Origin of the sequence: Cupriavidus basilensis OR16, from assembly GCF_000243095.1 — a bacterium.
In the GTDB taxonomy this organism is placed as follows: domain Bacteria; phylum Pseudomonadota; class Gammaproteobacteria; order Burkholderiales; family Burkholderiaceae; genus Cupriavidus; species Cupriavidus basilensis_D.
This window is the reverse complement of record NZ_AHJE01000048.1, coordinates 79,049-92,146: the sequence shown is the minus strand read 5'-3', so window position 1 is coordinate 92,146 and position 13,098 is coordinate 79,049. Positions and strand designations below refer to the sequence as shown.

General features: G+C 65.8%; 10 protein-coding genes, 1 tRNA gene and 2 pseudogenes. 3 read left to right on the top strand and 10 right to left on the bottom strand.

Annotation, left to right across the window (positions count from 1 at the left end):
- Window positions 1-107: 107 nt before the first annotated feature.
- The 5 genes and pseudogenes from OR16_RS18405 to OR16_RS18385 all read right to left on the bottom strand — a co-directional run bounded on the left by OR16_RS18405 (window position 108) and on the right by OR16_RS18385 (window position 4,585).
- Window positions 108-1,061, bottom strand: a complete 954-nt coding sequence (locus tag OR16_RS18405) for a ribose-phosphate pyrophosphokinase (RefSeq protein ID WP_006159445.1) — start codon at window positions 1,059-1,061, stop codon at window positions 108-110.
- Window positions 1,062-1,164: 103 nt separating this feature from the next.
- A tRNA-Gln gene (locus OR16_RS18400) sits at window positions 1,165-1,241 on the bottom strand.
- Between the two features lie 60 nt (window positions 1,242-1,301).
- Window positions 1,302-2,180 carry a 4-(cytidine 5'-diphospho)-2-C-methyl-D-erythritol kinase gene (ispE, locus tag OR16_RS18395; RefSeq protein ID WP_006159444.1) on the bottom strand — a complete coding sequence of 293 codons (879 nt, stop codon included), beginning with the start codon at window positions 2,178-2,180 and terminating at the stop codon, window positions 1,302-1,304.
- Complete coding sequence (gene lolB / locus OR16_RS18390; protein WP_006159443.1) at window positions 2,177-2,797, bottom strand: lipoprotein insertase outer membrane protein LolB; 621 nt, start codon at window positions 2,795-2,797, stop codon at window positions 2,177-2,179. The genes ispE and lolB overlap by 4 nt, the downstream gene beginning before the upstream one ends.
- A 109-nt stretch (window positions 2,798-2,906) precedes the next feature.
- A pseudogene (locus OR16_RS18385) lies at window positions 2,907-4,585 on the bottom strand (tetratricopeptide repeat protein).
- Between the two features lie 141 nt (window positions 4,586-4,726).
- On the opposite strand from OR16_RS18385, the gene mutM reads away from it, so the two are divergent.
- From mutM to OR16_RS18370, 3 genes and pseudogenes are all read left to right on the top strand, one after another.
- Window positions 4,727-5,608, top strand: coding sequence for a bifunctional DNA-formamidopyrimidine glycosylase/DNA-(apurinic or apyrimidinic site) lyase (gene mutM / locus OR16_RS18380; RefSeq protein WP_006159442.1), 882 nt, complete (start codon window positions 4,727-4,729; stop codon window positions 5,606-5,608).
- A gap of 276 nt (window positions 5,609-5,884) precedes the next feature.
- Window positions 5,885-7,821 (top strand): annotated as a pseudogene (locus OR16_RS18375) (dynamin family protein).
- Window positions 7,822-7,935: 114 nt separating this feature from the next.
- Window positions 7,936-8,967: an A/G-specific adenine glycosylase gene (locus OR16_RS18370; protein WP_043420273.1), complete on the top strand. Its 1,032-nt coding sequence runs from the start codon at window positions 7,936-7,938 to the stop codon at window positions 8,965-8,967.
- Between the two features lie 35 nt (window positions 8,968-9,002).
- Here the strand turns inward: OR16_RS18370 and OR16_RS18365 are convergent, their stop codons facing one another.
- From OR16_RS18365 to ptsN, 5 genes are all read right to left on the bottom strand, one after another.
- Window positions 9,003-9,680 carry an LON peptidase substrate-binding domain-containing protein gene (locus OR16_RS18365; RefSeq protein WP_006159440.1) on the bottom strand — a complete coding sequence of 226 codons (678 nt, stop codon included), beginning with the start codon at window positions 9,678-9,680 and terminating at the stop codon, window positions 9,003-9,005.
- Window positions 9,681-9,747: 67 nt separating this feature from the next.
- Entirely contained in the window at window positions 9,748-10,665 is a 918-nt protein-coding gene (gene rapZ, locus OR16_RS18360) for an RNase adapter RapZ (protein WP_006159439.1), read from the bottom strand.
- A gap of 117 nt (window positions 10,666-10,782) precedes the next feature.
- The gene (locus OR16_RS18355; RefSeq protein ID WP_006159438.1) at window positions 10,783-11,130 is read right to left on the bottom strand and encodes a PsiF family protein; all 348 of its coding nucleotides are present in this window, start codon (window positions 11,128-11,130) and stop codon (window positions 10,783-10,785) included.
- 177 nt (window positions 11,131-11,307) lie between these two features.
- Complete coding sequence (gene hprK / locus OR16_RS18350; protein WP_006159437.1) at window positions 11,308-12,279, bottom strand: HPr(Ser) kinase/phosphatase; 972 nt, start codon at window positions 12,277-12,279, stop codon at window positions 11,308-11,310.
- A gap of 35 nt (window positions 12,280-12,314) precedes the next feature.
- Window positions 12,315-12,770: a PTS IIA-like nitrogen regulatory protein PtsN gene (ptsN, locus tag OR16_RS18345; protein WP_006159436.1), complete on the bottom strand. Its 456-nt coding sequence runs from the start codon at window positions 12,768-12,770 to the stop codon at window positions 12,315-12,317.
- Between the last annotated feature and the right edge of the window lie 328 nt (window positions 12,771-13,098).

Genomic DNA, 13,098 nt, shown 5'->3' with positions numbered 1-13,098 from the left:
GTAAGAGGGCTGTCCGCGACCAGACAGCCCGATGAATCGCGCCGCGTGCCGTAATCGGGGTCTTCCCCTGAAAAGCAGCCGCAAACGCGGTAAAGCCTTGAATTCTATCAGGAATCGGCAAACAGCGACATGATCGAGTCGCCCTTGACGATCCGGGTAAAGGTCTCTGCCAGCAGCGATGCGGTCGACAGCTGGCGAATCTTGCCGGACTGGATGGCATCGTCGCGCAGCGGAATGGTGTCGCACACCACCACTTCATCCAGCTCGGAGTCAGCGATGCGGGTAGCCGCGCCGCCGGACAGGACCGGATGGGTACAGTAGGCGAACACCTTCAGCGCGCCGCGTTCCTTGAGCACCTGGGCCGCCTTGCACAGGGTGCCGCCGGTGTCGATCATGTCATCCATGATCACGCAGTTGCGGCCGTCGACTTCACCGATGATGTTCATCACTTCGGCCACATTGGCCTTGGGACGACGCTTGTCGATGATGGCCAGGTCGCAGTTCAGCTGCTTGGCCAGCGCACGGGCGCGCACCACGCCGCCGACGTCGGGAGAGACCACCAGCAGATTGCCGTAGTTCTTCTCGCGCAGGTCGCCCAGCAGGACCGGGGAGGCGTAGATGTTATCAACCGGGATATCGAAGAAGCCCTGGATCTGGTCGGCGTGGAGGTCCATGGTCAGGACCCGCTCGACGCCGGCGACTTCCAGCATGTTGGCTACCACCTTGGCCGAGATCGCGACGCGCGCCGAACGCGGGCGGCGGTCCTGGCGGGCATAGCCGAAGTACGGCATGGCGGCGGTGATGCTGCGTGCCGAGGCGCGCTTGAGCGCATCGACCATCACCATCAGTTCCATCAGGTTATCGTTGGTCGGCGCGCAGGTGGACTGCAGCACGATGACGTGCTTGCCGCGAACATTTTCCTGGATTTCAACTTGGACTTCGCCGTCGGAGAACCGGCCGACCTGGGCTTTCCCGAGCGGGATGCCGAGGTGCTGCACGACAGCCTCCGCGAGTTTGGGGTTGGCGTTGCCGGTAAAAACCATCAAGCCTTCGCTGCTCATTCGGTGCACCTGTCTTGCTTCTTGCTGCTGGAGGGGGAACGATTGCTGCCGGCTAGTGCCGGCAGCTTTTCGTGCAGGTCCGTTAGGACACTGTAGGATGTAATGGCAGGGGAAGAAGGATTCGAACCTTCGAATGCCGGAATCAAAATCCGGTGCCTTGACCAACTTGGCGACTCCCCTACACAACCGGGTACGTCCATCGTCACATTCAACTGCCTGCGACGCCGAACGAAAAAACTTTTATGCGAGCGTTGCGAGTGGGTGTTGCGATAAACTCTTCGCACACCTGCCATCCCATTCGGGAGGCAACCGGTCTAGTACCTGCTGCGCAGTTTGTGCGTCGTTAAATCGCGCAAACACGCAGGCTCCGGAACCGGTCATCCTTGCATGTGGACTGTACTGTCTCAACCATTCAAGGGCTCGGGCAACTTCGCCGAACTTCACTGTTGCTATCGCTTCCAGGTCGTTGCGACCGAAACCGAACTTGTTTGTGCATCCAGTGAAGTCCGCTATTATGCTGATCGGCGTATCCCTTGTCAAGCGCTTGTCCGAAAAAATTGCTACGGTCGGAACATGCTGGCGCGGATGGATGACAACAAACCAACTCTCGGGCAATTCTACCGTCGTCAGCTCCTCGCCAACACCTTGCGCGAAGGCGTTTTCCCCATGCACGAAGAACGGCACGTCGGCGCCCAGCGCCAGGCCGATGCGCTTGAGCTCGTCGCGTCCCAGGCCCAGGCCCCACAGATGGTTCAGCGCTAGCAGCGTGGTCGCTGCGTCCGAAGATCCGCCGCCAATGCCGCCGCCCATCGGCAGCCGCTTGGCAATGGCGATGTCCGCGCCGAAGCCGGTGCCGCTCGCTTGCTGCAACGCCCGCGCGGCCCGCACGATCAGGTCGCTCTCCACGGGTACGCCCGGCACGTCGGTGAGGCGTTCGATGCGGCCATCGTCGCGGCGGCGGAAGTCCAGCGTATCGCTCCAGTCCACCAGTTGAAATACGGTTTGCAGCGTGTGGTAGCCGTCCGCGCGGCGTCCCGTCACATGCAGGAAAAGATTCAGCTTGGCGGGCGCCGGGCAGTCGCGCAGCTCCGGCGGCGGCAGGGTGCGGGCGGTGCTCATTGTGCTTGCTCCGGGTCGATCACCAGGCGCACCGAGAGCGGGTTGGCTGCGCCGTCGCGCGCCAGGTCGATGCGGCGTGGGCGCGCCGCGGCAGGCGCGGATGTGGTTGCGGCAGGGGCTTCCTGCCACGCCACGTAGCGCACGGTCCAGCCGTTCTGCGCCAGGGTTGCCAGCCGTCCGCTGTCGTCGCGCGTGGTGCGCGCCGGGCTGCCGGGCGCGGGGCGGGCGTACAGCCAGTCGCGCAGGCCGGCCACCGGCAGCGAAAAGCCGAGCGCCTCTTCCAGCAAGGTGTCGACCTCGGGCGCGTTGCGCGGTGCCTGGTTGGGCAGGTCGAGCGTGGCGCCCGAGGGCGTGGAGGTGACCACGGCCAGCGTCTGGCCCAGCGGCGAGATCAGGTCCAGCCGCACATTGCGGCCTTGCTCATGCCATTGGAAGCTGCCCTGCACACCTTCATCGCGGCCGTAGCGCACATAGTTGGCGGCGAAGCGGCCGCTGAGGTCGCGTGCCTGCGCGGTCTCGCCGGCGTCGAACTGCCGCGTGGGCGTGATGCTGGCGCAGGCGGCGAGCCATAAGGGGGCGCTCAGGCAGAGCAGGGCAAGGCGTCGGGATGTGGGCATGGCGTTTGGCGTGCGCGCCGGCGCCGCCGGGCGCCGGGCTGCCGGCCCGGCGCGAGGGCCGGGCGGCGGATGATTGCGGGCGATCTGACTGCTGCAGGTGGCAGGGTGCTTACTTGGACAGCGCGGAGAGCGGGACGTTATAGCGGCGCAGGGTGTCGATCAGGGTGACGTTATCCGGCTCGATCTTGGCGGCTTCGGTCCAGGTCTTGCGGGCCTCGTCCTGCTGGCCGAGTTGCCACAGCACCTCGCCGAGGTGGGCGCCGATTTCGGCCTCGCCGGCTGCATGGCGATCACGCGGCGCAGCAGCGTTTCCATGCTGTCATAACGCTTCTCGCGCTCGTCGAGCATGGCGAGCTCATAGACCCAGTCCGAATTGTCCGGCTCCGCCGCGGCGCGTTCCTCCAGCACCTTGCGGGCGCGGTCGTAGGACTTGGCGTCGATCAGCATGCCAACTTCTGCCTGGCGGATCGCGGTCATGCGCTGCGCGCGCTGGTCGGGCTCGGCAATATCCTCGGCATCGGCCAGCATGTCGTTGAATATCGCCTGGGCGTCATCGAGCTTGCCCATGCGGCCCAGCAACTGCGCGCGCTTGACGGCTGCCGCCGGCGCGAGCCGGGCGTCGTCGATGCGGTCCAGCCAGGCCACGGCCGCCGGGTAGTCCTTCTTTTCCTCGGCGATCTGCGCCAGGTACTGGTAGGCGATATCCGGGCTGGCCGCCGGGACTTGCTCGGCGAGCTGCAGGTACTCTTTCAGGTATAGCTCGGCTTCGTCATAGCGCTTGGACTGCAGGCTGGTGAGGCCGAGGGCGAGCGGCACGCGCGGATCCTTCGGCGCGATCTTGCGCAGCGTCTCGAACTCCGCGCGCGCGGTTTGCAGGTCGTTCTGCTGCAGGTAGAGGCGGGCCAGCGTGATGTGCCCGTTGACCGAGGCCGGGGCCCTGCTGACGAACGCCTTCAGCCCAGCAATGGCCTGGTCCGGCGTGCTGTCGGCGCGCAGTTCGGCAGCCATCAGCGCGGCGGCTTCGAAGTCGGGGCGGATCTTCTGGGCCTCGTCGAGCTCGGCCAGGGCGCCGGGAATGTCGTTGGCGGTTTCCTTGGCGCGCGCTAGGGCAAGGTGGGTCTCGGCCGATTTCAGGTCGTTGGCCACCAGGCGCTGCAGCAGGGCGGCAGCGCCTGCAGGATCGCTGGTGCGCGAGAGCTGCTGCTGCATCTGCAGGATGGCCTCCGGCCGGTGGCTCGGCGGCACGCCATTGAGCTGCAGGGCCAGCAGGGGCTCGGCTTCGTCCCATCGGCCGCTCAGGACCAGCAGGGTCGACAGCACCTGCCGCGCACCGGCCGAGGTGGGCGCAAGCTCGGTCCACAGCCGCGCGGCATCAAGCGCTTGCTGGGCGCTGCGGGCATTGAACGCGATCTCGGTGGCGCGCTGGGCAAAGCGCGGGTCGCGCGTGTTGCGGGCCAGCTCCAGGTACGTCTGGTAAGCGGGGCCGACCACGCCGCGCTGGGCGGAGATTTCCGCGGCCAGCACCCGGTAGAGGATGTCCGCGGTCAGCGACACCGTCGGCAGGGGCATCTTCGCCGGCAGCGGGTTCGAGCGGATTGGCGTGGTGGCCTCCGCGGCGATCTTCATCGCGGGCTTGCCCTGCGCGGGAGCGGCATGGCTGGAGAGCGGCGCCAGAGCGCAGGCCGCCAACGCGGCCGCTGCCGTGGCTGCGAGCCTGTGACGCAGCGGCCGCCGGGGAGAAAGAAGTTGAGCGGTGGTCATCGGGGTACGGTCCAGGCGGTCCGACATGTGGGTGGGTGCTCCAGCACTCAAAGGCGATGGGGAAGGTAAAGGCATTGTAGCCTGCCGCTACAATGCTTTGCTTGTCCGCATGGCACCAGCACGGCTGGGGGCTCTGGCGGTTTGAGTGGTACAAAAGGGAGAGGTTCGATGCCTGAGTTGCCGGAGGTCGAAGTGACCCGGCGCGGCTTGCTGCCGCATGTGGTTGGCCGGCGCATCGTAGATGTGGTGGTGCGCCATCGCGGCCTGCGCTGGCCGGTCGAGCCGGACCTGGAGTCGCGGCTGGCTGGGCGGGTGATCGCGCGCATCGAGCGGCGCGGCAAGTACCTGCTGCTGGAGTGCCTGCGCCCGGACGGGGAGGATCCCGGATGGCTGCTGATCCACCTTGGCATGACCGGCACGTTGCGGGTGCTGCCGCAGGCGCCGCCGCCGGGCACGCACGATCACGTTGACCTGGTCCTGGGCGATCCGGACGGCCCGGGTGATGCGCCGTCCGGCACCGGGACCAGCCTGGTGCTGCGCTTTCGTGATCCGCGGCGCTTTGGCGCGGTGCTGTGGAGCCAGCTCGAAGAGTCGCAATTGCCGACCCACCCGCTGCTGAGCAAGCTTGGCGTCGAGCCCTTCGACCCGCGTTTCGACGGGGCCTGGCTCCATCGGTTGGGACGCGGGCGCAGCGCGGCCATCAAGACCGTGCTTCTTGCCGGCGACATCGTGGTGGGCGTGGGCAATATTTATGCGTCGGAAAGCCTGTTTGCCGCCGGCATCCGCCCCACCACGCCGGCCGGGCGCCTGTCCCTGGCGCGTTGCGAGCGCTTGGCGGCGGCGGTACGCGACACACTGGCCCGCGCGATCGAGCGCGGCGGCAGCACCTTGCGCGACTTCGTCGGCAGCGATGGCAGCAGTGGCTATTTCCAGCTGGATTGCGCTGTGTACGACCGCGCCGGCCATCCATGCCGGGTCTGCGGCACCACCATCCGGCAGATCGTCCAGGGGCAGCGCTCGACCTTCTATTGCCCGACCTGCCAACGCTGAGTCCGGCGGCGCATGTCGCCATGTGCCGCACGCCGCGAGAGTGACGATTGCCTATCTTCTCGCCAGTGTTGCGCCAACCCGATGGCCTGGCGCAACAGGGAGGGCCGCAGGCGACTCGAATTTCACAAAAGTCCGCCGTAAACCTGTATCTTGAAGACACGTAAAAAAGTGTTACAAAGACATCATGTCACCGCCCGGGTGTCGGCCATCGGACATCAAGATCCCTGGCCTGCAGCGCCGTCGCGGGGGCTTTTCGCCAAGCCGATCCCAGTGCCAATGACAACCCTCGCCCTTCAATTCGAACAATACGGCGCCTGGAGAACCGGGGTACTCAACTCCCTGGCCGAATTCCGCTCCTGGCTGCAGCAGCACGATCTCTATGATGCCCAGGCCGACGAACGCGTGCAGCGCATCCAGGGCGTGCTCAAGAGCGACCGGCTCAAGGTGGCGTTCATCGCGGAGTTCTCGCGGGGCAAGAGCGAGCTGATCAACGCGATATTCTTTGCTGACTACGGCCGTCGCATCCTGCCGTCTTCCGCCGGGCGCACCACGATGTGCCCGACCGAGTTGCGCTACGACGAAGCCGAGGCACCGTGCATCCGGCTGCTGCCGATCGAGACGCGCTTGCAGGAAGCGTCCACCGCCGATTTCCTTGACGTCGATGCGCACTGGCATACCGTGCCGCTCGATCCCTCGTCGCCTGACGGCATGCTGGACGCGTTCCGGCACGTGGTCGAGACCAACCACGTCACGCGCGAGACGGCCGAGTCGCTCGGCCTGTACAACGAGAACGATCCCGATGCCGCCTACGCACTCGATGCCGACGGCATGGTCGAGATCTCCCGCTGGCGCCACGCCGTCATCAATTTCCCGCATCCGCTGCTGCGCCAGGGCCTGGTCATCCTCGACACGCCGGGCCTCAACGCCATCGGCACCGAGCCCGAGCTGACGCTGCGCCTGATTCCCGATGCGCATGTCGTGGTGTTCGGGCCGACGCCGGCGTGACCAAGAGCGACCTCGACCTGTGGCGCAGCCATGTGAGCGCAGGCCACCGCAAGGGCTGCCTGGCGGTGCTGAACAAGATCGACGGCCTGTGGGACCCGCTCAAGTCGCCGGCCGAGACCGCTGCCGAGATCACGCGCCAGGTCACCACCAGCGCCCAGGTGCTGGGGATCGACGAGTCGCGCGTCTATCCGGTGTCGGCGCAGAAGGGCCTTGTGGCAAAGGTCACGCACGATGACGAGTTGCTGGCGCGCAGCGGCCTGCCGCAATTCGAACACGTCCTGTCGGATCAACTGATCCCGCAACGGCGCGAGATCGTCGCCGACCAGGTACAGCGTTCGGTGGAGGAAATGGCGCGTGGCGCGCAGCAACTGCTGCAGAGCCGCCGCCGCAGCATCGTCGAGCAGTTGTTCGAGCTGCGCGGGCTGCGTGGCAAGAACCACGCGATGGTCAAGCACATGCTGATGCGCGTGCAGTCCGAAAAGGAAGAGTTCGAGCAGAGCATCGCCAAGTTCCAGGCGCTGCGGCTGGTGTTCGGGCGCCATAGCGCCGACATCATCAAGAGCCTGCAGTTGCGCGACGTGCGCCGCACCATGCGCGAGCGCCGCGAGCAGATGAAGGAGCGTTTCTTCTCGCGCGGCATGCGCGAGGACATGGATGCCTTGTTCGCGCGGCTGGGTGAACTGGTCAGCGAGGCGGACCAGAAGATCGTCCAGCTCCACCAGCTCACCGATAGCATGTACCGCCGCTTCAATGCCGAGCATGGCTTTACGCTGCCCGCACCGATCCAGTTCGTCACCGCGCGCTACGTCAGCGAATTGCAGCAGACGCTGGCACTGGCCCACACGCACTTCGGCGCGATGAACATGCTCACGCGCTCGCGTCCGCAACTGGTGCAGAGCGCGTTTTCCACCATTGCGACCCGCGTGCTGGAAACCTTCCGTGATCTGAACCGCGATATCGAGATCTGGCTCAAGTCGGTGATGACGCCGCTGGAGGCACAGGTGCGCGAGCACCAGAAGCAGTTGCGCCGCCGGGTCGATTCGATCGAGCGCATCCATGAGGCCACCGACACGCTTGAGAGCCGCATCGCGCAACTCGAGGAAGTGCTCAACGGGCTGGACGATCGCAGCGGGCGCATCGAATCCTTCTCCAGGCGGATCCTGCAGCCTGACGCCGACGACGGGCAACTGAGGGCGTTCGCGGCCTGAAGCCGCCCCGGCGGGTGCGGACGATATAGCCGTCCGGGATGCTGGCGGCTGCGAGGCGGTATCATGACGCGCCGCCGCTCCCGGCGCTGTCCCGCCTTACCCGTCACGTACCCGATGCCCCGCAAGCCTGCCGCTCCTTCCGCTCCTCTTTCCGCTGATCTTCCCGCCACGGTGGTGCCCGCCGATTTCGCCGCGCGCGTGGTGGCCTGGCAGCGCGTGCATGGGCGCCATGACCTGCCGTGGCAGAACACCCGCGACCCATACCGCATCTGGCTGTCCGAGATCATGCTGCAGCAGAACCGCTGCGCCAAGGCCGTGATGAGCGAGCATGGCGGCGTGTTCCCGACCGACCCCGAGGTGCTGGTGACGCTGCCCGGCATCGGCCGCTCCACCGCGGCAGCCGTGGCCGCGTTCAGCGCCGGCGTGCGCTCGCCGATCCTGGACGGCAACGTCAAGCGCGTCTTTGCCAGGTTCTTTGGCATCCATGGCCATCCCGGCGTCAAGGCGGTGGAGAACCGCATGTGGCAGCTTGCCGATGCGGTCCTGCCCGCCAAGGGGCCGGCGCAAGCCGAGGATATGGTGTCCTACACCCAGGGCGTGATGGACCTCGGCGCCACCATCTGCTCGCGCGGCAAGCCAGCCTGCCTCGCCGCCGCCGCGTCATGCCCGCTGGCGAGCGACTGCGTGGCGCGCCGCGACGCTCTGACCGGCGTGCTGCCCACGCCGAAGCCGCGCGCCGCCATTCCCGAGCGCAGCACCGTGATGCTGATGGTACGGCGTGGCCGCGAAGTCCTGCTCGCCTTGCGTCCTGACAGCGGCATCTGGGGCGGGCTGTGGAGCCTGCCCGAAATGCCCGTCGATACCGTGCCCTTCGATGCGGAGCTGGCAGAAGACGCAGCCCTCGAACGCGCTCGCGAATTCGGCAATCCCAGCGCCGCCAACCTGGTTGGCGAGCTGACCCACGTCTTTACCCACTTCCGCCTGCTGATCCGCGCCATTCGCGTGGACGTCACCGGCATTGCCGTACGCGACACCGCCAACGGCCCCGCGCTGCGCTGGCTCTCGCTGGACGACCTGGATGCGGTGGGCACGCCTGCGCCCGTGCGCAAGCTGCTGGAAGCGCAGGCGCAAGGCGGACTGTTTTAAAGGTCTCCGCAGCGTGCGAGGGCTTATAGGGAGGCTTATAGGATGTGGTGCTGGTGCATGTATCTGTGCACGATCTCGATCCGCATCCCGGCGTCCGGCAGCGCCATCAGCATCTGCTTGGCCTTGAGCGGCACCGGCAGCAATTCGCATAGCCGGTTGGCAACCCAGCTGGGGTCATCCCACAGGAACGGTTCGGTGAACGGCAGCTTGCCCGGATGCTCCGCATGGAGCGAGGCAACGATACGCCGCAACACGGCCAGGCATTCGCCCAGCAGTTCGAGCTTGCAGTCGATGATGTCGGGCGGCAGCAACTCCGCCTGGCCAACCAGCAGGCCATCCGGGCTCACGCTGTGGCCCAGCAGCCGGAAACGCTGGCGGCCGCGCGCGCTGATCAGCAGCACGCCCAGTTGCTCCATATTGCAGTCGACGATGTCGGCCAGGCAGCCGACCGGCTCGGGGAGGGTGGGCTCGTTCGGGCGCGCGACCTCGTTGCCGCTGGCGATCAGGCAGACGCCGAAGGGCGTGCGGTCGCGCATGCAGGCGCGCACCATGTCCACGTAGCGCGCCTCGAACACGCGCAGTGGCAACAGCCCATCGGGAAAGAGCACGGTGTGCAGCGGAAACAGCGGCAGGCTATCCAGCGTAGGCGCCGCCGAGGAGCTGTGCGAGGCGGTGGAAGATGCGGGCGAGCCGGGCGTGGCGGGTGAGGACATGCTGAGCCAGCAAAGGTTTCGGACGAGGATTGCCGAGCCTGACCGCAAAGCCTGGGCGGTGCGGCGTTCAGCCGCCCGGTGCGAGCTCGCGGTGTCTCACCAGCACATTACCATGGGCGCGAAAATAGTTGGCAAGTCTTTCCGCGATGAAGACCGAGCGATGCTGGCCACCCGTGCACCCGATCGCGACGGTCAGGTAACTGCGATTGTCGGCAATGAAGCTTGGCAGCCACTTTTCCACATAGGCACGGATGTCCTCGGCCATGGCCAGCACCATCGGCTGGCTCTGCAGGAAATTGATCACGGGTTCGTCGCGGCCGGTCAGCGGGCGCAGGGCCAGGTCGTAGTAGGGGTTGGGCAGCGAGCGCACGTCGAACACCAGGTCGGCGTCACTGGGCACGCCGTGCTTGAAGCCGAACGACTCGAACAGCAATGTGAGCTTGAGGTCATCGCCGCGCACGAATTCCTTGATCCATGCGCGCAAGGTATTGGTGCGTACGTTGCTGGTGTCGATGCGGTGCGCAGCCTCCGCCAGCGGGCTCAGGAGCTCGCGCTCCATCTCGATGGCCTCGATCAGCGAGGTGTCGTTGAATGCGGCCTCGGCGGCATTGTCAGCGGGATTCTCGTCCTTGGTATTTGCCGACAGGCCAGCCATGGCCGCACGCATCGACAGCGGATGGCGCCGCCTCGTCTCGGAATAGCGCTGCACCAGCGCGTCGGTATTGGCGGTCAGGAAGACCACCCGGACCTGGTGCTCGGAGGCAAGGTCGCGCAGCGTGGCGGGCAGTTCGTCCAGGGATTCGCGGCTACGGATATCGGTGGCGACGCCCAGATGGGTGTAGCCCTGGGCCGCGAGGTACTGGGCCAGCTCCGGGATAAACTGCGCCGGCAGGTTGTCGACGCAGTAATAGCCTGCGTCTTCCAGTACGTTCAGGGCAACGGATTTGCCGGAGCCGGAGATCCCGGTGATAAGTATGATGCGCATAGCACCACAAGCATAACATCAGGCCATGACGCCGTCATGACGGCGGATCGCCATAAAAAAGGCGAACCGGAAGGCTCGCCTTTTTTGTGCTTGCGCGCCGCAGATGACGCGGGGAGCTTACTTCGACAAGCAAGTGCTCATGAAGGACTTGCGCTCGTCGCCCTTCTTGCCAGCGGCCTGCGTGTTGCACGCCTTCATTTTTTCCTGCTGGCTGTTCTTGGCGGGCGCGGCCGCGGGCTTGTTGGACAGGCAAGTGCTCATGAAGGCCTTGCGCTCGTCGCCCTTCTTGCCGGTGGCCTGCGTGTTGCACGCCTTCATCTTGTCCTGCTGGGTGCTCGGCGCAGCCGGTGCCGCTGCTGCAGCCGGTGCCGCTGCCGTGGGTGCCGCGGCGGGTGCTGTCTGGGCGAAGGCGCCGGTGGCAAAAAGCGGGGCTACCAGCGCGCACATCGCGATCAATTTTTTCATGCTTGCTCTCCTGGCTGTGGAAAACTTCATGGCTGCTGGCCTGTCGGCTCGGCAACTCGGGGCTGGGCCCAATGCCCATTACAGCACAAAACGGCCTATGCCCCAATCGCGTTGACCATCGAAGCGCTGCCGGATGTAAGCAATTGAAAACAGCCCCTTCCGCGGGGGCTGCCAAACCTAGAGTAGCCGGCCCTGGCCCCGCGAGGCGACATCGGCCTGCATCGCGGCGCGCTGGCGGTCCATGAAGTCACGCAGCGTGTCGATGCCGCGCAGGCGCAGGATGGTGTTGCGCACGGCGGCCTCGACCAGCACAGCGAGATTTCGGCCGGCCGCGACCTGGATCTTGACCATGTGGATGGGCAGGCCGAGCACATCGAGATACTGGGAATCCAGCGGCAGCCGCTCGAATTCGCCGTCGTTGCGGCGAACCAGCTGTACCACCAGCTTCAGCTTCATCTTGCGCCGCACCGCGGTCTCGCCAAAGATGGTCTTGATATCGAGCAGGCCCAGGCCGCGCACTTCCAGCAGGTTCTGCAGCAGCGGCGGGCACCGGCCTTCGATGAAGTCCGGCCCGAGGCGCACGAAATCGACGGCATCGTCAGCCACCAGCCCATGGCCGCGCGAGATCAGTTCCAGGCCAAGCTCGCTCTTGCCCAGGCCGGATTCGCCCATCACCAGCACGCCCATGCCGAGGATGTCGAGGAACACGCCGTGCATGGTCACGCGCGGCGCGGAAATGCGCGACAGATAGAGGCGCAGGTGATCGATCACCGCGGCGGAAGACACCGGCGTGGTGAACAGCGGGGTGGACGAGCGCGTGCAGCGCAGTTCCAGGTCGGGTGGCGGCTCCATGCCGTCGGCGATCACCAGGAACGGCGGTTCCAGCAGGATCAGCTCGCCCATCTGGCGCTTGCGCATCTCGTCGTCGAGGCGCTGGTAATACGTGATTTCGGGCTTGCCCAGCACCTGGATCCGGTTGGGGTGGATCAGGTTCAAGTGGCCCACGAGATCCGCCGCGGACGTGGCTTCACGTGCAAACTCGACATCGAAGGCCCGGTCCGCGCCCTCCAGTCCTGCTACCCAGGAGAGCTTGATATCGGCTGCGTTGTCGTCGAAGATCGACTGCGAGGTGACGCCAGTGAGTTCCATTCGGGTGCTTTCAGGGACGGGCTTTCAGTGGCGGATCAGGGGTGCCATTGCGTTAGCAACTGGTGTACGTCGTCGGGGGTGGGCAGGGTAGCCAGTCCCTCGCGCATCTCGCGGTCGGACAGCAGCTGGGCGATCTCGGAGAGTATTTCCAGATGCTGCTGGGTGGCCTGCTCAGGCACCAGCAGGAAGATCAGCAACGCTACCGGCTTGCCGTCGGGCGACTCGAAGGGGATCGGCTCGGCCAGGCGCATGAAGGCGGCCAGCGGCTGCTTCAGTCCCTTGATGCGGCCGTGCGGGATCGCCACGCCAGCGCCAAGGCCGGTGGATCCCAGCGACTCGCGGGCGAACAGGTTGTCGGTCACTGTCGCGCGCGCTACGCCATGGTTGTTCTCGAAGAGGAGCCCGGCCTGTTCGAACACGCGCTTCTTGCTGGTGACGCTGACGTCGAGGTTGATGTTGCCGGGTGGCAGCAATTTAGCCAAACGATTCATGTGGAATGCGCAGGGTTTTCTAGTAAGCAGGCCCGGGGCCAGGAGGCGTCCCGCCGGGCGGAAAGAAGATAAAAACCAAGGCCCGATGTTTCCACCGGGTGTCCCCATGCCGGTGTCGGACGTCTGGCCATTATAGAGCAGGCCCGCTGCCGCTTTGTGCATTGCAATAGCCGATGCGCTGAAGCGGTGCCGCATGCACGGTAATGGCCAGGCCAATCAACCATGTATTGCACAGCATACACCGGTACATATGCGTTGCGGAATCCCCTGCGCGGCCCGAACGGGGAGGCCGGAACGAAAAAGCCGCGCTTTGGGCGCGGCTTGATTC